Origin of the sequence: Undibacterium sp. Di24W, from assembly GCF_049340325.1 — a bacterium.
Taxonomy (GTDB): domain Bacteria; phylum Pseudomonadota; class Gammaproteobacteria; order Burkholderiales; family Burkholderiaceae_D; genus Undibacterium.
In genome coordinates this window covers 290,212-310,072 of the sequence record NZ_JBMPOP010000003.1, presented here as the reverse complement: position 1 = coordinate 310,072, position 19,861 = coordinate 290,212, and the positions used below count along the sequence as shown (strand labels likewise).

Sequence of the window (19,861 nt, the reverse complement as noted above, 5' to 3'; positions counted from 1 at the left end):
CTTGTTGACGCCAAAATTTATCATTCGGTGATCACTCAACTCCAGCACGCAATTAGCGTGCCATGTTTCAATTCAAACGACTTTGAATAATAGGTTTTTTGAATTAAGCTGAACCGTGTTCCTATGGGGAAACACGATATCCTCTCAATTAATAGCCTTAAAATATTTGTGGAATTCAGCGAATGGCGATTTATGCGCAACAAGCAGCACGTTAAGCCCAAGTGCCGCATCTCAAACGACGTCAACGGCTGTGGTCATCAACTATGTCATGTACGCATCTGATGAAGATGGATAGTAAGAGACTTATATTAAGGCCAATGCGATCCCGTTTGACAAGCTTGCTGCACTTAGACAAGTAAGCACACTTTCTGAAGAGACGCTCAAACCAATATAGTTAGTAGTCGCACTTACCTTGGTAAATTATCTGAACCACTACCACAGTCATTTAACACCCGGGTAATTCGAACAAACAGTCCTTTAGGTGTCTTAGAGGATGCCAACCCGGCAAGCGTGTTAGGCATTCGCACGCTTGGAATCAACAGAAATCAGATAGGAAATGTTTTTCAATAAATGCAAAATGACATTTTTGTACCTGACAAATCAATTTCGTCACCATCTACTAATAAGCGAGGGCGAGCATCAATTGTCTCAGAATTGATTTTTGGAAATACCTTACCTTCAACAAATGCGATTTTGAAGCGGTTCCCCTCACGAGTAATCGACACAACTAAAATCCCTGGACTACCCAAGAGAGTCACAGGCTTAGAAAGTATCATCTCCTTAGTTGCATTTGCACCCGTTAATACCTTGATTTTGCCTATTTTTAAAGTTTCATCTGTAGAAATTTGATCATCGTCATTCTCGACAACAAATTTTAGTTGATACTTACCGAGCTCGATGACATCGCCGTTTTGCAAAAGATGCTTCTTGATGGGCTGGCCATTCACCGACGTCCCGTTGGTACTTCCCAAGTCCAAAACAAAAGACCCTTCTGAGGTCGTATCGATGGCTGCATGACGACCACTCACTGCCAAGTGATCAAGCACTAGATCATTTCCTGGCCTGCGGCCAATGTTCAAACGCGCGCGATCTATGCCCTGCTCTTTTTGAGCTTGCCCATTAAACATCACCACAACTTTCGCCATATCAATCCCACCAAAACCAAATATTTTTCAAGGAGATTCGAATTTTATAAAAAACAGCTATTGTATGAAGCAGCTCTTCAAATTTTCGACTATTAACCGTATCACATGGAAAATTCACATTTATTCTTATTGTCTTTTAGCTAGCAAAAATATACTCCATAAAGCGTCTTTCGTGCAATTCTTTGACTCGTATTAAAACAACAGAAATATTATCTGACCCGCCTTGACGATTCGCCAGATAAACTAAAGTTTTACAGCAGGTATCTAAATCATTCGCTTGCTCACGTAGCACACTTTGAATATGAATTTGATCCAACATATCAGACAAGCCATCTGAACAAAGCAGATAAATATCGCCCTCTTTCATCTGATGCTCATGGACTTCTACATCGATTTCCTCATGAGAACCGACAGCGCGTGTGATTAGGTTCTTAATTGGCGAAAGATGTGCGTCGGCAATGGAAATTAAACCCGCATCTATTTGAGCTTGCAAAACTGAATGGTCGCGTGTGATTTGTTCGATGAAGTTATCTCGAAAACGATAAGCGCGTGAATCACCTACATGTCCAATTAACAAACGATCGAAATAACTAAGAGCAACAACGATAGTCGTACCCATTCCAAAATTATCAGGGTTCTTGTTTGCCTGCTCTATCACTTCCTGATTCGCGAATGTGATGGCCTCACTTATCCATTTAGCGGGGGTTGAAGTTTGCCAAGGCAATCTAGGCATCCAACTTGCGGCTTGTTTTTGTAGTATTTGTTCGCGTACTAGGTCGACACTCAATTTGCTAGCCACTTCTCCCGCGTTATAACCGCCCATACCGTCAGCCAAGATCGCTAAACCGATCTCTGCATTGATCTCGATAGCATCTTCATTGTGACTACGCACCAATCCTATATCGGTATGACTGGCAAATTCCAAAACTGTTTGTACAAACATGGATAAAGAACTTCTTGTAGTGTCGATCAGAAACAATCGAAAAATCAATCAACAAAAAACTAGGAGCCCGACATTTTGGTGAAACACTAATATGTGCCACAAGCAAAATTTCAGAAACTACTTTAGCTTAACATTATTGCTGGAAATTTTGACGTTCCAATAAGAAAATTATGTTTCAATAGCGCAACGGCAACATAAACACACTTCACCTCTAGCACGCGGGAATTAAAAAAGGAGCCGAAGCTCCCTCTTTAATTTATTACAAATCATTTAAAAAATTACAGCATCGCTTTCAACAAACGCGCCATTTCTGACGGGTTTTTAGTTGCTTTGATACCGCATTCTTCCATGATATCCAATTTGGCTTGCGCAGTATCGGCACCACCAGAAATCAAGGCACCAGCGTGGCCCATACGTTTGCCTGGAGGCGCAGTCACACCAGCGATGAAACCAACTACTGGTTTCTTCATGTTATCGCGTACCCAGTAAGAAGCATTCGCTTCATCTGGACCACCGATTTCACCGATCATAATCACAGCGTCAGTGTCTGGATCATCGTTGAACATCTTCATCACGTCGATATGTTTCAAGCCATTGATTGGATCGCCTCCAATACCAACCGCAGAAGATTGACCTAAGCCGAGTGCAGTCAATTGACCAACCGCTTCGTAAGTCAATGTACCAGAGCGGGAAACCACGCCAATACGACCTTTACGATGAATGTGACCAGGCATAATACCGATCTTGATTTCGTCTGGTGTGATCAAACCTGGGCAGTTAGGGCCAAGCAATTTTGTTTTGCTACCAGCTTTTGCCATGCGGTCTTTCAACATCATCATGTCACGAACAGGAATACCTTCGGTGATACAGATCGCCAAATCTAGATCCGCTTCAACCGCTTCCCAGATCGCAGCTGCTGCACCCGCTGGTGGAACGTAGATCACAGAAACCGTTGCACCTGTTGCTGCTTTAGCTTCAGAGACATTCGCGAAAATTGGAATGCCTTCGAAATCTTCGCCCGCTTTCTTAGGGTTGACGCCAGCAACGAAACAGTTTTGACCGTTCGCGTAATCGCGGCACATACGTGTATGGAACTGGCCAGTTTTGCCAGTGATACCTTGGGTGATGACTTTAGTGTCTTTATTAATCAGGATGGACATAGTGATTCCTTGCGAAAATTAAGCTTGACCGGCAGCAGCGGCAACAACCTTCTGCGCCGCTTCTTCCATCGTGTCTGCAGCGATGATAGGCAAACCTGAGTCAGCCAACATTTGCTTGCCGATTTCTTCGTTTGTACCTTTCATGCGTACCACCAGAGGTACTTGCAAGGACACAGCTTTGGATGCAGTAATAACGCCTTCTGCGATCACGTCGCAGCGCATAATGCCTCCAAAAATGTTGACCAAGATTGCTTTCAAACCTGGATTCTTCAACATGATCTTGAAGGCTTCGGTCACTTTTTCTGCAGTCGCGCCACCGCCTACGTCCAAGAAGTTTGCTGGTTCGCCACCAAACAATTTGATCGTATCCATGGTTGCCATCGCCAAACCAGCACCATTCACCAAGCAACCAATGTTACCGTCAAGAGAGATGTATGCGAGATCAAATTTCGACGCTTCGATTTCAGCTGGATCTTCTTCATCCAAATCGCGATAAGCCACGATTTCTGGTTGACGGAACAATGAGTTCGCGTCGAAGTTGAACTTAGCATCCAAAGCGATCACTTTGCCTGAGCCTGTCAAGATCAAAGGATTGATTTCAGCCAAAGAGCAATCTGTTTCCATGAAAGCTTTGTACAAGCCTTTTAACTGAACGCGTGCGTCTTCGATAGAACCTTCTGGTACACCGATTTTGCGGGAAATGTCATCCGCTTCTGCGTCTTGCAGACCCGCTGTCGGATCGATTGCGATAGAGTGGATCAATTCTGGATGTGACTCAGCCACTTCCTCAATGTCCATACCGCCTTCAGAAGACGCCATTAATACGACTCGTTGGCTAATACGGTCAGTCACCATACTTACGTACAGTTCTTTCTTAATGTCCGCGCCCTCTTCGATCAACAAGCGGCGTACTTTTTGACCTTCTGGACTAGTTTGGTGCGTAATCAGCTGCATACCCATGATCGCATCAGCGTATTCGCGTACTTGCTCGATGGATTTAGCAACTTTAACGCCACCACCTTTACCACGGCCACCGGCGTGAATTTGTGCTTTGACTACCCATACTGGGCCGCCTAAAGTTTCTGCAGCCTTGACTGCTTCTTCAACGGACATGCATGGGATACCGCGCGGTACGGTCACTCCGTATTTACGGAGGATTTCTTTACCCTGATACTCATGGATTTTCATACGACTTCCCTTCAGACACTGAGGTATTGGTTAAAAAGTAAAACAAAACAGGAACAAAACAAAACAAATTAATGCTGAGCTCGAGAGCAACTCATAAAGCGAAACCACAAACTCTCAGTGCTGACAAAAAAACTAAAGCCCATGCAAAAAAACGCAACAACCACAATTTTGGCGTTACGTTTTGTTAGCGTACGTTTGAAATATCAGTAAAAAGATCTGCTTGTACCAGCTGAGTGCTAGCCAAAACACGATGCAGACAATTACACACACGCACTACCAAAGCTCGCATTGCAGCTTGGATGGCATGTTCACACTCAGAGATCTGAGTAATAAAAGTAATTAGTATTGTTAAGGGCATCATGCCTACTGGCGGCAATTCGAACATAAAAAGCCACAATTGCGTGCGTTATCGTAGCTTCTACGGTAACAGCCGCTCTTGCGGCATTGCAAAAAACCTGTGGATTCTAGCACAGCTCAACGACTAATTCCATTTTTTGGTTAGACCAATTTCTGCGATTCGAATCATAAATTGAATTTTGAGATCAGACTCTAGATCCCTGTATGGTCGATTTATAGAGGACTTGAAGGAAAAATGTTGTCACAAATAAAAATCAATTGAATTATCTTCTTTAAATTAACCCTCAAAATCTTCCGCTGAAAGACGCGATGCACGTATCGCAGTGCTAATCGCGCCACTAGAAAATCCACGCTGTGCTAAGAATTGCATTTGTTTCGTTTTTTCGCGATGATCGATTGGTGGATTCAAGAATTTTCTATGTAAAACATCAATCGCACGCTTTTCTTCAGAATCTCGAAGTACATCCTTCAAATCTTCCAAGTCTTCTTTGGGTAAGTTGTGACTCTGTAACTCAGCCATAATTTTTCGATTGCCAAACCTTGCCTGACGCTTATTCACCAGTGCTTCAGAAAACCGCTGATCAGATAAGAATTTTGAGTCTTCCAAAAAATTCAAGAGCGCTTCCAAATCATCACCTTCTTGCACGTAAGCAAGCAATTTTCGCGCTAACTCGTGTCGACTGTGCTCGCGCATAGAAAGATAACGAAGAGCTCGTCCCTTTAAACTTAGTTTTGGTTTAATCATAGGCTCTACAAATTGAAGGGAGGTATTGAACTCATAAAAAAAGTCGACCGCTTGTTGCCAAGCAGGTCGACTTAAGACTACCGTGATCTATTTAACGCAACGTCGGATCGAAGCACTATCCAACAAAAAATCATTCTACAGCCAAGGCCGGCAAGAGAGGCACACCTAGCTGCGCCCGTACCTTGTTTTCTATCTCATGTGCCAAAGCAGGACGTTCAATCAGGAAGTTACGCGCATTATCCTTCCCTTGTCCAATTTTTTCACCGTTATAGCTATACCAAGAACCTGATTTCTCAACAATCTTGCAATCCGCACCTAGGTCCAAGATTTCCCCCTCACGAGATGTACCTGCTCCATAAAGAATATCAAAATGAGCTTCTTTAAATGGTGGTGCAACTTTATTTTTGACGACTTTAACTTTAGTCTCGTTACCGATGACTTCATCACCCGCTTTAATTGAACCGGTGCGACGAATATCCAAGCGGACGGAAGCGTAAAATTTGAGGGCATTGCCACCTGTTGTGGTTTCAGGACTACCAAACATAACGCCAATTTTCATACGAATCTGATTAATGAAAATAACTGTGGTGTTGGTACGATTAATACTGCCTGTCAATTTACGTAGTGCTTGCGACATTAAACGAGCCTGCAGACCAGGTAAAGAATCGCCCATATCACCTTCAATTTCAGCTTTTGGTGTTAAAGCGGCTACAGAGTCAATAACAATCAAATCAACACTACCAGAACGTACCAAGGCATCGGTGATTTCTAGTGCTTGTTCACCTGTATCTGGCTGAGAAATCAATAGATCATTTAAGTTAACACCCAATTTTTGCGCATAGCCGACATCCAATGCATGTTCGGCATCTATAAACGCACAAGTACCACCTAGTTTTTGCATTTCAGCAATCACTTGTAAGGTCATGGTTGTCTTACCTGAAGACTCGGGACCATAAATCTCAATAACACGGCCACGTGGCAAGCCACCAACGCCGAGTGCAATGTCCAATCCTAAAGAACCCGTGGATACGACCTGCACTTCTTCTACCGTTGCGCCATCTGCCAGACGCATGATGGAGCCTTTACCGAATTGCTTTTCAATTTGTGCAAGCGCAGCAGCCAATGCCTTACTTTTATCGGTGCCGTTATCAGATTTTCTATCGTCCATGATCTCTTCCAAGTGAGTACTAAAGTAATTGCCAAATAAAGTAAATGCCAATGACATTGAAATTAATTCGGATATGAGGCAACTTTTTAAAAGCTGCTCAAATCACTGCATGTCGGCACTGTATAAAAAATCAGTGGTTTATGCAAGCATCTTTTAAAATATTTTTTGGCCGTTGCATTTTAATCACTCCAAGTGCGCTCTCCAAATAGCTCATAGCGCTATCTGAACTCACGAAAAAATTACAGGTCTTACCCGATAAAATGTTAAAATTTTTATTATTTTCACTTCAGTTATTTTATGCAATCACAACATGGATTTGCAGTGGAAGAACGCTCTTTCGCTCGAGGTGAATGGATAGATGCACAGCAACTCCCGTCTCTAAAAAACTGGTATCCAGTAAGCATCTGCGATAAAACTTCGGACATATTTTGGCGCGACATGGGGGCACAAAGATTTCATGCTTCTTTTTTTCAAAATACATTGAATGACCAAACTCCAGATCAACGTCGCGTTTGCAGGACACCTATTTCAACACTTGCTCAATTTACTGACTCCGTCGAACCGAGCGCGTTTGTATTTCATGTCTCACGCTGTGGTTCGACTTTACTGACACAAATACTTAGTACTTTGCAACATTGCATTGTGCTATCCGAACCGCCAGTAATTGACTCGTTCTTTCGTCAGTTTAACGAACTTACCGAGAAAAACATCCGCCTCTTTCAACAATTAATTGGCACTTTAGGACAGCGGCGCTTTGCTACGGAAAGACATTTCCTCATCAAATTGGATAGCTGGCATTTAGGACGATTTGATTTTATTCGACAAGCATTTCCGCAAACGCCTATGCTTTTTTTATATCGAGATCCAGAACAGGTACTCGCCTCACATCAGCGCCAACGTGGGCCGCAAATGATTCCTAACTTTGTTGACATGGGAAACTTGAAAGTAGATCAGAAAGATTTATCACCTGGCGACTTTGACGGCTATGGTTTGCGAGTACTTGACCAGTTTTACTCTACCGCGATTAAACAGCGCGATCTTGACCAGCTCCAGCTCATCAACTATCAAGAATTACCGAAAGTAATTTGGGAACAACTCATATTGCAGCTAAAAATTGAGATTAGTACAAACGAATTAGAGCAAATGAAAGCCCGTTCAGAGTGCCACTCAAAATATCCGTATCAATCTTTTCATGGAGACCCAAAACCAGAAGCAAAACACGCTTTTTTTAATAAGACGCATGCGCTCTACCAGCAGTTAGAAGACCTTCGAAAATTACAAAAAAATACTGCCGATAAAAAATACAACTCGTTAGGATTCTGACCTTGCATTACTTGATTGATGTTAATCCATTATTTGTTGAGTCTTGCCCCAATAGACCATTATTCTCCCAAGCATAAATACAGCCAAAATCATCACAAGAAAAATCAAACTAGGTGGATCGAACTCAGGACTGTATCTAGGGTCACAGAATCGAATCTGAGAAACGAGGCTGATTGTCTCAAGAACACAATCTGGATCACTCAACTGAACCCAAACCATGAACGAATAGAACGCAGCTATCTGAACCGCATACCCCGTCCAAATGACCGTTTTTCTTAAGAAAAATTTCATCTTTTTTATACTCCCAGCCACAGTCTACAAATAAGTCTTTGCTATCGACTTAGCGCCGGGAATATCCGCACGACTTTGACGTTATGTCCTCACATCTGAAAATTCAACTATCGATCTACCATCGCCATTCTTTGATCGTTGTATCGCTTACCTGCCACCTGTGACAAAGCCAAATTCAACTGCTGAATTTCGTTTGCATCGAGAGACACGCTCAGAGCCTGCATATTCTGCTCAAGATAGGTGCGGCGCTTGGTGCCTGGAATCGGTACGATATCCTTACCTTGATGCAGTACCCAAGCAAGTGCGATTTGCCCCGGTGTCGAATTGCGTTCTTTTGCTATCTGCTTCACCAAGGTGGCCGCTTGCATATTCAAATCAAAGTTCGCTCCTTGCAAACGCGGATCAAGATGACGAAAGTCTGACTCAGGGTAATCCTCCGCACGTTTCGCACTGCCAGTTAGAAAACCACGCCCCAAGGGGCCAAACGGCACTAATCCTATCCCAAGTTCACGCAATACGGGCAATACATCCTGCTCCAGATTACGCTCCCATAAGGAATATTCACTTTGTAATGCACTTATGGGATGAACGGCATGTGCTTTGCGAATATTCGAAACTCCTGCTTCAGACAAACCTAGGAAACGCACTTTACCTTCTTGTACCAATTCAGCCATCACACCAACCACGTCTTCGATAGGCACCAAAGGATCGACTCTGTGCTGATATAACAAATCAATATAATCCGTTTCTAAACGACGCAAGGAACCTTCCACCGCACTCCGGATGTACTTTGGGTGACTATTTACGCCAGTCGTTACACCGTCCTCAATACGAAAACCAAATTTTGTTGCCAGTACGACCTGGTCTCGTTTGTTTTTCAATGCGCGAGCCAACAGGCGTTCATTTTCATAGGGCCCATATTGCTCTGCTGTGTCAAAGAAATTGACGCCTAGTTCGATGGCCTTATGGATGGTTGCAATCGCTTCACTTTCATCCGCATGGCCATAGGCATCATCACTCATCCCCATGCAGCCCAGACCTAAGGCAGAAACACTAAGCCCTTGTGTTCCAAGTTGGCGTTGTGCGATCTGAATTTTTCCATTCGCTATTGCCTCTGAATTTAACCCTTGCTGCATTTTTTCCGAATTCATTTTCCACTCCTTACTAAATTTTTAGAGATAACGGGTTTTAAGAAGCTCCCGGTATAGCTTACTCGCATCAAAATGCCCTCCAAGAGTGCCGCCATCTTCCTCGCAGACATTAATCGCAATTTTGGTTTGATTTGCATGGAACGAAGTATCAATTAAGACTAAAATAAACACAATGAGTCAAAAAAACAAAGAATTATTGCACCTAAATCAACAATAATCGATTCGAAAGATTTTATGGAAATGTTGAAAGAAATGGCAATCTTTGCGCAAGTGGTCGATAGTGGTGGCTTCTCTGCCGCGGCACGGCATTTGGACTTAACTACTTCGGCCGTTAGTCGCCATGTCTCTCGCCTAGAAAAACACATGGGTGCTAGACTATTGCAACGCACTACGCGATCTATTGCGCTAACGGAATTGGGGCAACAAGTCCATGAAGCCTGCGTTCGTATGCTAAGTACTGCACGCGACATCCATGCGCTTGCGGGGAGCTATAGCACCAGACCCAATGGCGTCATTCGAATCACCGCGCCTGTCGTGTTTGGACAGGTATGGTTAGCACCGAAGCTTCCCGGTTTTCTCAAAAAATATCCGGAAGTCGATATAGAACTCACTTTAATAGACAGAAACGTCGATTTAATTGATGAAGGCATTGATCTGGCGATACGTATCGCGCGCGAATTGGCGCCCGGCTTAGCCGCACGGCCACTATGTCCAATGCGTTATATTTTGGTTGCATCAACGCAGTATCTTAAACAACATGGCACGCCAAGAAATCCGAATGAACTCACTAGCCATCAATGTATCTATCTCGGATACGCCAGATTTCGCGAGCAATGGACACTTCAACACAAAGATCATGGCCAAATTGAAAAAGTGAAAGTCAGTAGTCGCATCACGATAAATAACAGCAGCGCAATTTTAGCAAGCGTATTGGCCGATGCTGGCATAGGTTTGGTTCCCGAATTCACAGCAATCGAAGCCATCAAAGCAGGTTCAGCATTACAGATTCTCTCAGACTGGGAACTGACTGAGCCCTACTCAGGTGCCGTTTATGCGGTGTATCAACCAGGTAAACATTTGCCATTAAAGATCAGAGCGTTCATCGATTACATGGTCGATTGTTAATACAAGGAAAAACAAATGTACTTAATATCAAAACTGCGTAACCGCTTGAATGCTATACAGATGGACGCAGCATGCAGTTTTTGCCTTACTCAGAGCAGAATGTTGCATAATGGCTAGATAATGTTTTTGCTTCAAACAATTCAATACCTCGGACAAAAAAGTGACTGGTTTAATGTGGCAGATATATAGGGTGCAAGATGAATATCATTTCTAGAAACAACGTCAAAATCAGCGGAACAGGCTCCCAAACGATCGTTTTCGCGCATGGCTATGGCTGCGATCAAGTGATGTGGCGCAAGCTTATTCCATCCTTTGAGAAAGACTATAAGGTGGTCGTATTTGACTATGTAGGCGCAGGCAAGTCTGACCTTGACGCATACGACATGGAGCGTTACTCAAGTTTGGCAGGCTATGCTAGCGATGTGGTTGATGTCTGCGAAGCGCTTGATTTACATGATGCGGTATTGGTGGGCCATTCTGTCAGCAGCATGATTTGCTTGTTGGCAGCCAATAAAATACCTGACCGGATATCTAAATTAATCATGATTTGTCCCTCGCCGCGCTATTTGAACGAGGCACCTGATTATGTCGGTGGCTTTGAGCGAGCAGACATAGAAGGCCTACTTGATATGATCTCCCGCAATCAACCAGGCTGGGCGAGTTATCTCGCTGGTGTTGTGGCAAAAAATCCTGATCAACCAGAGTTGGCGCAAGAACTGGAGGAGAGCTTTTGTGCGATGGATCCACCGATCGCCAAGCGTTTCGCCGAAGCCACTTTCTTGGCCGACAATCGATCTGATTTAGTCGATTTTGATAAACCATGCTTGCTGCTTCAATGCCAGGAAGACTCTGTTGCGCCACAAGCCGTCGGTGAATACTTGCATCAACATTTGCGAAATAGCACTTTGCAACAAATGAAAGCGACCGGGCACTGCCCTCACATGAGTCACCCTGACGAAACGATTAAGCTAATGAAGAATTACCTTTCTAGCTAGTCGAAGAATGACTCATGCAATGAATATTTCAAAATTTAATGTTCAGGAAGCACCTTGCGGATTGTTTGTCTTTGACAGCGACCTGAAGCTCGTGGCAGCCAATCAAACTTTGGCGACCATGCTGGGGGTTTCATTGGCCGAGCTCAATGGAAAAAGTTTGGATGATTTGCTGACGTCTGCCAATCGACTAATGTTCCATATGCAAGTGATGACTATGTTGCATATTCATGGGCACGTTGAAGAGATCGCAATTTTTCTCGCTGCAGCAAATGGCAAAACAATTCCTGTCATTTTAAATGCTGTGCGACGAGAAATTGATGGTCAGGCAATTACTGAATGCGTAGTTATTCGCATGAACGAACGTCTGCGTCTCGAAGATGAATTGTTTCGAGTAAAAAAAGCCACGGAACAATTACCTGGCGCTATTTATCAATTTCTCCTTTGTTCCGATGGCAGCTCACGTTTTCCCTACGCAAGTGAAGGGGTGCGCAACGTTTACGAGCTTAGCCCACTCCAACTACAAAAAGATGCGACCTTGGTATTCAAGCGCATTCATCCAGATGATCTTGATGCGTTGAATCAAACGATTGCTGCTTCGGCGAGAAATCTTACTGGTTGGCATCTACAATATCGCGTGATTTTGCCAAAACGCGGTACCCGCTGGCTCGAAGGCAACGCAACACCAGAATCACGTGCCGATGGCAGCACACTTTGGCATGGCTATATCAAAGATATTACAGAGCGAAAAGCATTAGAACTTGCACTATCGAATGAATTTGAGCGCACACGAGTGACGCTAAGTTCTATCGGCGATGCCGTCATAACCACCAATGAACGCGAAGAAGTCGAATACCTTAATCCAATAGCAGAACAGCTAACTGGCTGGTCATTAAGCGATGCGGTAGGCAGGCCTATCACGACGGTTTTTAACATCGTTAATCAGCATACCAGGCTAGTCGCAAAAAACCCCATCGCGCACTGTTTGGATGAACGTGCAATCGTTGGTTTAGCGCGGGACACCGTGTTGATCAGCAAAGATGGCAAAGAATATGCGGTGGAAGATTCTGCTGCACCGATTTTTACGACTGACAATGTCATTACCGGCGTTGTTATGGTTTTTCGCGATGTGACTGGTCAGAGAATCCTTAGGCAAGAAGTTGAACGTCGGGCGAGTCATGATCATTTGACTGGGCTCGCAAATCGAGCGGAGTTTGAACGCGTACTGTTTGAGATGTTCGAATCTTCAATTTCCACAGGCGTTTCGCATGCTTTATGCTGTATCGATCTGGATCAATTCAAGATTGTCAACGACAGTTGCGGCCACTCAGCGGGTGACGCATTATTGAAAGAAGTCTCGGCCTTACTTCTTAAATCTGTTCGTGCCAAAGACTTAGTCGCCCGCTTAGGTGGAGACGAATTTGCGCTTTTGCTTGAAGGATGTGATTTAAATGCAGCACAACGCATCACTCAACAAATTTGCGAAAAGGTGGCACAAATTCGTTTTCAGCACGGGGGTAATTTTTTTCGTATCGGCGCCAGCATTGGAGTCGTGCCTTTGGATGCAAGGTGGGAGAATGCGCAGGCAGCGCAACAGGCTGCCGACGGCGCCTGCTTCGCGGCGAAAGATGAAGGCCGCGGTCGAGTTCATATGTATGTGGATTTAGATCGAACAATCATGGCGCAACACAATCAGATGCAATGGGCAACGCGTTTGCAACAAGCGATTGATGAAAATCGTTTTGAGCTTTTTGCACAGCCAATCATGGCATTGGGCGCTCGTATTGAACAAGGACTACATTTCGAAGTCTTGTTACGCTTACGTGAGACGAATGGCACCTTAGTGTCGCCCGGCGTTTTTATTCCTTCCGCTGAACGCTTTGGATTAGCACAGCAAGTTGATCGTTGGGTTGTTAATTCTGTTTTTAAGTGGATAAAAATAAATACAGATAAGCTGGACAATATACATACCATCGCTATCAATTTGTCTGGCAAATCCATCGGCGATAAAGATTTTCATCAATTCTTAATTGAGATACTTGATCGCGAACAGATTCCCGTACACAAAATTTCGTTTGAAATTACGGAGACGGCCGCTATCGGGCACTTGGACATTGCAACAGAACTTATCGCGATATTACATCAACGCGGTGCGCGAATTTCTCTCGATGATTTTGGTAGCGGCATGTCGTCAATGGCGTACCTCAAACATCTTTCGGTCGACTATCTGAAGATAGATGGACAGTTTGTGAAAGATATGGTGACTGACGCAGTGGATTGTGCGATGGTGCGAAGTATCAATGAAATTGCGCATTTAACCGGGAAAATAACCATAGCTGAGTTTGTCGAAAATGCCGACATTTTAAAACTATTGGAAGACCTCGGCGTAGACTTTGCACAGGGTTATTACATCGGAAAACCAAAGCCAATTGATGAAATTTTTACTTGGAATAAATTAAAAAAGGAGAGTGTCCCTGAAATTCTCTCTTTTGTAAGCTGACACCTTATTTTCGCCTCAACTGCATCAAATAAACAAACTCAGCACATCCATTTCAATGAAGATGCTTCATTTCACGACGACGAAAGTTCGAGCAGGTTTGAGACTTGTAATGACTGTTTCGGGGAAAAACAAATAAACTCTCTCTTCGTATTGAACAGGAATTTGCGATAATTCGTCGAAAATAGGATCCTTGCAGTATCAGCTATCAAGTCAAACCGAGCTTTAGTTCACAAAGGTTAGTCCGAGTTGTTGACCCTTTGGTCTCTGCTGAAAATCGATTTTGCGTTTCACTATGTTCAGCGCCTGTCTACATCTGTCGTCGGCTGTGCTGGCAAGCCAGACGATGTTCTGAGTCGGCCAAATTCTAGCGGCTCATATCGTCGCGGCATTCTATAAAAAAAGAAACTCTTTGTGGATTAATGCAGGTATCAAGTCAGGCGCAACTGGACGCGAAACGAAAAAGCCTTGAACTTCATCGCAAAGTAACTCGCGAAGAATATCAAGCTGTTCCTGCGTTTCAACACCTTCTGCAACTACGGTCATATTCAACGCATGGGCCATAGAGACAATCGCTTTAAAGAAAATACCGCCTTCTTTGGAATTGGTCAGTTCGTTAGTGAAAACGCGATCAATCTTTAATACATCCATGTCCAAACGCTGTAATTGCGAAAGGGACGAATAGCCAGTGCCGAAATCATCAACCAGCAACTGAATACCGAGAGACCGAATTTCAGCCAGCTCTGCCATAATAGTACCGTCTTCGCCCATCATGGCCGATTCTGTGATTTCTACTTCAATCAAACTCGGAGGAATATCGTATTTCTCTAAATATTGAATTAGTTTTTTTTGCAATCCCCCCGCGTGGAACTGCTTAGCAGACACATTAATTGAAACTGGAATTGGTCGTAGTCCTAAAGATCTCCATTCACTGATTTGCCGGCACGCCTTTTCCATCACCATTTCCCCGAGTTTTAAGATGAGCCCCGTGTCCTCGGCAATAGGAATAAATTCAGAAGGTGGAATTATGCCTTTGCTCGGGTGTATCCAGCGAAGTAAGGCTTCCATACTTGTGAATCGACCTGAATTAGTATTAACCCTTGGTTGGTAATGCAAAACAAATTGATCAAGTTCGAGCGCCTGAACCAGCGATTGTTCTAATTCAAATCGGCTCTTTATCTTGGCATACAATTCTGGTTTATAGAAATTGAAATGTCCTTTCCCCGATGCTTTGACCGAGTACATAGCGATGTCTGCATTTTTTAATAAAGTCTCAGTATCGGCGCCATCGTCCGGATAAAGGCTAATGCCGATAGAAGCACCGATAAGATGCTTCTGCCCCCCTAACCATAAGGGTTGGCGGAAGGCTTCAGTGATTCTCTCGGCAACTTTGGCTGGCTTATTCTCGCCCACCACTGGCTCTAAAAGCACTACAAATTCGTCACCACCTAATCTCACAACATTATCAGTTGGGCGCAAAACCGACTGTAGTTTCGATGCCACCGATTTGAGGAGCTGATCCCCGGCAGCATGTCCCTGTGTGTCATTGACATTTTTAAAACCATCCAAATCGATAAATAGCAGAGCCAACCGACATTGCTCGAGCTTGGCTCGTTCTATCGCTTTTGGCAGGTAAGTCAAAAACCAGTTTCGATTGTTTAAGCCTGTCAGACTATCTTGATTCGCCAGTGCCGATAACTGTTCTTCCGCTTCCTTCTTTGCACTGATATCCTTGATGGTAACGGCTAAGCCTAAACCTGACCGGGCAAGTCGACGTCGAGCCCAGACCATATTGAGTGGGCTGTTCTCAGGGAGCTTAGATTCATCTTCGTAAAACCCGGTCGCCATTGCTTTTGAATAGATTTCCATGAGCGAACTAAAGTAGCTTTCACCTTGTAATCTCGATATTTTCATACCGATAAGGTCTTCTCGGCCTAGTCCAAAAAAGTTTGCTCCTCGAACGTTACAGTCTGCAATTTGATAATCGACGAAGTTTCCTTTTCTATCCATTATTCCATTCAAAATATAAAAACCTTCGTCAGTTCCTTCAGTGGCTAGTCGATAGGTATCGCTCACTACGCGCGCTTCATGGTTTCTCCAAGCAAGGCGGGTTGCCATAATCGTTGCAATGATTCCAAACAGAAGTACGAAAATTGTCGCCTCAATTGCGGAGCTACTGTAACGATCAAAGATGGCAAAGTGTGAGGCCATCTGTTCGGTCACCGAAAGACCGACGACAGCAAGAAAAGGATAAGATTCCAATTTCTGCCAGCCTAAGAAACGGGATTCCTCATCGATAAAAATTTCGCCGTTTTCAAATAGTCTTGTTCCTTCCAGCGATTTGAGTTCCAGTTCTCGTTTCACAGCTTGTGTCAGGCCAAACGGAATTTTATCGCCGATACGAGAAGCACCTATTTTCCCATTGTCGCCGATAATCGCAAGAAAACCGTTTAATCCTAAGCTCTGAAAATCGTAAAACGAGGAGAAGTAACTAGGCGAGATAGAAATCACCACCATGCCGGCGAATGAATCGTCCATATTGTCGAGTCGACGCGTGAAATGAATCACAGGATTGCCAGAAGTATTGACGATAGGCGGAAGACTTATTTGCAGTTCACTGGAAATATTATTTTTATGAAAATTGAACTGCGTTTGTAGCGTTGTGTCTCGCCAGTTGTCGATCTGAACTGTGGACGTTATCGGCTTACCACTCGAGTTGATAATAGCAAGTACTGCAAATTGTGAGGCCGTGAACATTCCCTGTGCTCTGAGCTTTTCCAAACTAAACTTCTTGTCTGAATTCTCCCAATCGTATTTGACATGCATACTAATTTGATCAATTTGTTCAATAGATCTATTCAGAAACTGGGCGTACGACCTTGAGAGCGCGGCGGCGTCTTTTAAAGCATCCTCATGAGCTTGTTTTTTTTCTTGAGCAAGTTGAGCGCTTGTGTACATCCATATAGAAATTATGATCACTACACAGATAGCCGGCCATACTAGGATTGCAGGGTAGCTCTTTTTCAAGAGCAAAAGCCCGGTTCCCCATTTTGAAAACAATGATGTCAATTTATTTTGCATCATGATTCGTTCTATTTCTCATTAATGGCGTGACTAATAGAGTGGTTGATTTTAACATGCACCACTACCAGCTAGCCTTGCGAAAAAGGATATTGAAAAGAACGCGAGGTCTATATCCACTCATTACCAGAATAAATACCTATGTGAAATCGGAGTTGAAAGTGACTAAAAAAACAAACAATTGAATCAGTATATTTCTGGTTTCAACCAATTTATACGAATGCGCTAATTTGGAATGTATAAGGTATAACATTATCGATTTAATGCACGTCGAATAATGTGGATAAATCAAGTATGTTTTCAATTCGACTTAGAGCCTAAAACCAAAACGAATCAAAAGGTAGATTTTTCTGATCAGATTGAGAGATATCTCTCGAGAAAATTAGATTTAATCTTGCTCGATACTTAACGTTACTTGCTCAACTTCTCGTAAAACGCAGCGCAAAAATTTGTGTTCGCCGCTATGGGCTTGCGCATGAAGCTGATGAATTTCGCCTCTACTGTATGACTGGAAAGTGAATCCGCACTTGGTATAAGTGTTGGCAATATCTTCGCTCCAAACTAATTGAATATGAGCCGGCGGGAGAGGCAAGTCATCCCCGCCAATTTGGTTGATTATGAACATTTCGAATTGTTGCCCTACAACCAAAATATTTTTTTGTAAGAGTATCTGGAGCCCACCTTCACTTGCATCTACCAGCACGCCTAGTAACCCAGCACTGTCATCGTGAGGTTGAAAAACCCAAATTGGCAAGAAATCTCGCTCAATCTGTACCAGAAAGAATGAAGATCTTTCGAATTTTCGGTTTTCTACATCATGAGTCATAATCATTCTCTAAGTATCTTCAATAGGTTTAGTTGCTTGCGAACCATAAAATGCGAGCGCCTTAGGTTAACAAATTAATGTGACCGGAAAGTTACTTTCTTCTTGAATACCTATTCAAGTAATGAAAAAAAACAGAAAATAGAGCCTACGATTCCATTGAAAACGCTGCTCGAACTTCGCCGCTCCGCCGCCTGTTACTGCTGCACTGTTATCAACCAAAGTGACTCTGACACATCATAGTAAATAGGTTTTATAACTTGATGACCGCTTGCCAACGACTTACGCATGCGCTTGCAAAGTTTTATATCTACCATTGGCAAGAAAACGACCGTGCTATGTTTTGGCATTGCTGAGCACCGCTGGAGGCAATGCCCAGTAAGCCCTAGCTTTGCCTTGATTTTAGGTTTTCTGCGGATTTTTATCCTTCAGCGTCAATCCTCTTTCAATTCTTGGTACTGGTGGTCGGTCTGCGACTTGTCTGTGCCATAGCCCATATTCTCTTTCAACACATAGCTACCTTACCCTTATCTTTTCCGCATTCTTGAGTTTGCTGTCAGGGTACACAATCACCTGAGTACCGACCGTCAGCCCGTCTTTAACCCAAGCGCTGACGCCATTGCGGGCTTCAACACTGACTTCCTTCAGAATGGCATGGTCTTTTTCAAGCACAAAAACGCTCGAGCGCGAACCTATAGGAAATAAGGCGCTGACCGGAACCATGATGGCATTGTCCACCACTTGCACCAGCACCCGCACATCAAGTTTGAAGGCATCACCCAACATCTGCCATTGCGAGACGGGGCTGATAATGTCGATGAGCACATACACGCGTTGTTCTTCCACGCCAAGGGCTGACACCTTGGTAAAGGCGGCCGGTTCTACCCAGCGGACCTGACCGTTGATTGCTCCTGCACCGCCCCAGTTCAACAGCTGTACTGGAGCATTGGGACGCACTTGGGTTGCATCTTCAGTCAACAGGTCTACTACCACTTCCAGTTTGCTCGGGTCTCCCAGTTCAAGCAGACCGGTACCTGCAGCTACAGTGGCTTCGCTTTGTTGCAAGATCTTAAGTACCTTGCCGCTGACCGGAGCCTTAATGGCAAAACTAGGCTGTGCGCCGCCCAAAGGCGCTTGCGCAAACTGTTTGAGCGCAGCGCGGGACTGCTCCAAGTCATGGCGTGCAGCGTTTTCTTCCTGCCTTGCAGTTTCCTGTTCCTGAATGCGCAGCCGCAAATTAAGTCGACCACTTTCATTTTGGTTCGGTGATACAAAGCCTTGTCGTGCCAAAGCCTCGCTGCGACTTAGATCTGCTTGGGCTTGCTCTTTGGCCGCAATAGCTCGCACTACATTGGCTTGGGCGCGCGCCAGCAATGCCGCGACGCTGGCAACGCGGGCGTTTTGCTCAGCACGACTGCGTTCATCAAGCAGCACTGGTGCCAAAGGCCACAGTATTGCTACGGTGTCACCCTGAATGACGCTATCGCCCTGTTTGAGTAGTACTCGCCCTACCCGACCGGTCAGTGGACTAGAGATGATGTAACGGTTACGCACGCGAGTTTTGCCATACTCCTGAACCGCACGTTCAAAGCGCCCTTGAGTCACCTTGGCCACTTCCACACTCAGCGGCTTGGGTTTGAATGCCCACACCAGCAGCACAATGAGCAACAAGCTCCCAGCAGCAATGAGCAGATTGCGTTTTAGTTTGGATTTTGGTTTGTTCGCCCCCGAGGGCGGCACTGCTGACGGCGGCGATATAGTGTCAGTAGTTGATGCCGGCTCTGCTGCGTTTACTGGGGGTGGGCTATCGGTCATGTTGTATCCAAGTTAGTTTGATGCACAGTCGGCAGAGATCGGGGTAGTGTCGGATCA

General features: G+C 44.3%; 14 protein-coding genes. 4 read left to right on the top strand and 10 right to left on the bottom strand.

Going from position 1 to position 19,861, the window contains the following annotated elements:
• Positions 1-563: 563 nt before the first annotated feature.
• From ACO0KZ_RS07615 to recA, 6 genes are all read right to left on the bottom strand, one after another.
• A complete protein-coding gene (locus ACO0KZ_RS07615; protein WP_422994357.1) occupies positions 564-1,145 on the bottom strand; it encodes an FHA domain-containing protein in 582 nt (193 codons plus the stop codon).
• Between the two features lie 136 nt (positions 1,146-1,281).
• Positions 1,282-2,088 carry a Stp1/IreP family PP2C-type Ser/Thr phosphatase gene (locus tag ACO0KZ_RS07610; RefSeq protein ID WP_422994355.1) on the bottom strand — a complete coding sequence of 269 codons (807 nt, stop codon included), beginning with the start codon at positions 2,086-2,088 and terminating at the stop codon, positions 1,282-1,284.
• Between the two features lie 278 nt (positions 2,089-2,366).
• Positions 2,367-3,248 (bottom strand): succinate--CoA ligase subunit alpha, encoded by an 882-nt coding sequence (gene sucD / locus ACO0KZ_RS07605; protein ID WP_186940955.1) that lies wholly within the window; start codon positions 3,246-3,248, stop codon positions 2,367-2,369.
• Positions 3,249-3,266: 18 nt separating this feature from the next.
• Positions 3,267-4,451: an ADP-forming succinate--CoA ligase subunit beta gene (gene sucC / locus ACO0KZ_RS07600; protein WP_422994862.1), complete on the bottom strand. Its 1,185-nt coding sequence runs from the start codon at positions 4,449-4,451 to the stop codon at positions 3,267-3,269.
• Between the two features lie 619 nt (positions 4,452-5,070).
• Positions 5,071-5,538, bottom strand: a complete 468-nt coding sequence (gene recX, locus ACO0KZ_RS07595) for a recombination regulator RecX (RefSeq protein ID WP_422994352.1) — start codon at positions 5,536-5,538, stop codon at positions 5,071-5,073.
• A 130-nt stretch (positions 5,539-5,668) separates the two neighbouring features.
• Complete coding sequence (gene recA / locus ACO0KZ_RS07590) at positions 5,669-6,706, bottom strand: recombinase RecA (RefSeq protein WP_422994350.1); 1,038 nt, start codon at positions 6,704-6,706, stop codon at positions 5,669-5,671.
• Between the two features lie 642 nt (positions 6,707-7,348).
• Between recA and ACO0KZ_RS07585 the strand changes: the two genes are divergently transcribed.
• Positions 7,349-8,029 carry a hypothetical protein gene (locus tag ACO0KZ_RS07585; protein WP_422994348.1) on the top strand — a complete coding sequence of 227 codons (681 nt, stop codon included), beginning with the start codon at positions 7,349-7,351 and terminating at the stop codon, positions 8,027-8,029.
• A gap of 398 nt (positions 8,030-8,427) precedes the next feature.
• Here ACO0KZ_RS07585 and ACO0KZ_RS07580 read toward each other — a convergent pair whose 3' ends face one another.
• Positions 8,428-9,456 (bottom strand): aldo/keto reductase, encoded by a 1,029-nt coding sequence (locus ACO0KZ_RS07580; RefSeq protein WP_422994861.1) that lies wholly within the window; start codon positions 9,454-9,456, stop codon positions 8,428-8,430.
• A gap of 249 nt (positions 9,457-9,705) precedes the next feature.
• On the opposite strand from ACO0KZ_RS07580, the gene ACO0KZ_RS07575 reads away from it, so the two are divergent.
• The 3 genes from ACO0KZ_RS07575 to ACO0KZ_RS07565 all read left to right on the top strand — a co-directional run bounded on the left by ACO0KZ_RS07575 (position 9,706) and on the right by ACO0KZ_RS07565 (position 14,088).
• Entirely contained in the window at positions 9,706-10,596 is an 891-nt protein-coding gene (locus ACO0KZ_RS07575) for a LysR family transcriptional regulator (protein WP_422994346.1), read from the top strand.
• Positions 10,597-10,793: 197 nt separating this feature from the next.
• On the top strand, positions 10,794-11,591 hold the full coding sequence (locus tag ACO0KZ_RS07570) for an alpha/beta fold hydrolase (RefSeq protein WP_422994344.1): 798 nt from the start codon (positions 10,794-10,796) through the stop codon (positions 11,589-11,591).
• Between the two features lie 19 nt (positions 11,592-11,610).
• Positions 11,611-14,088: an EAL domain-containing protein gene (locus ACO0KZ_RS07565; RefSeq protein ID WP_422994342.1), complete on the top strand. Its 2,478-nt coding sequence runs from the start codon at positions 11,611-11,613 to the stop codon at positions 14,086-14,088.
• Positions 14,089-14,478: 390 nt separating this feature from the next.
• Here ACO0KZ_RS07565 and ACO0KZ_RS07560 read toward each other — a convergent pair whose 3' ends face one another.
• From ACO0KZ_RS07560 to ACO0KZ_RS07550, 3 genes are all read right to left on the bottom strand, one after another.
• Entirely contained in the window at positions 14,479-17,169 is a 2,691-nt protein-coding gene (locus ACO0KZ_RS07560; RefSeq protein ID WP_422994340.1) for a bifunctional diguanylate cyclase/phosphodiesterase, read from the bottom strand.
• A 385-nt stretch (positions 17,170-17,554) separates the two neighbouring features.
• The gene (locus ACO0KZ_RS07555) at positions 17,555-17,992 is read right to left on the bottom strand and encodes a PilZ domain-containing protein (RefSeq protein ID WP_422994338.1); all 438 of its coding nucleotides are present in this window, start codon (positions 17,990-17,992) and stop codon (positions 17,555-17,557) included.
• A gap of 513 nt (positions 17,993-18,505) precedes the next feature.
• A complete protein-coding gene (locus ACO0KZ_RS07550) occupies positions 18,506-19,804 on the bottom strand; it encodes an efflux RND transporter periplasmic adaptor subunit (RefSeq protein ID WP_422994336.1) in 1,299 nt (432 codons plus the stop codon).
• Positions 19,805-19,861 lie beyond the last annotated feature (57 nt).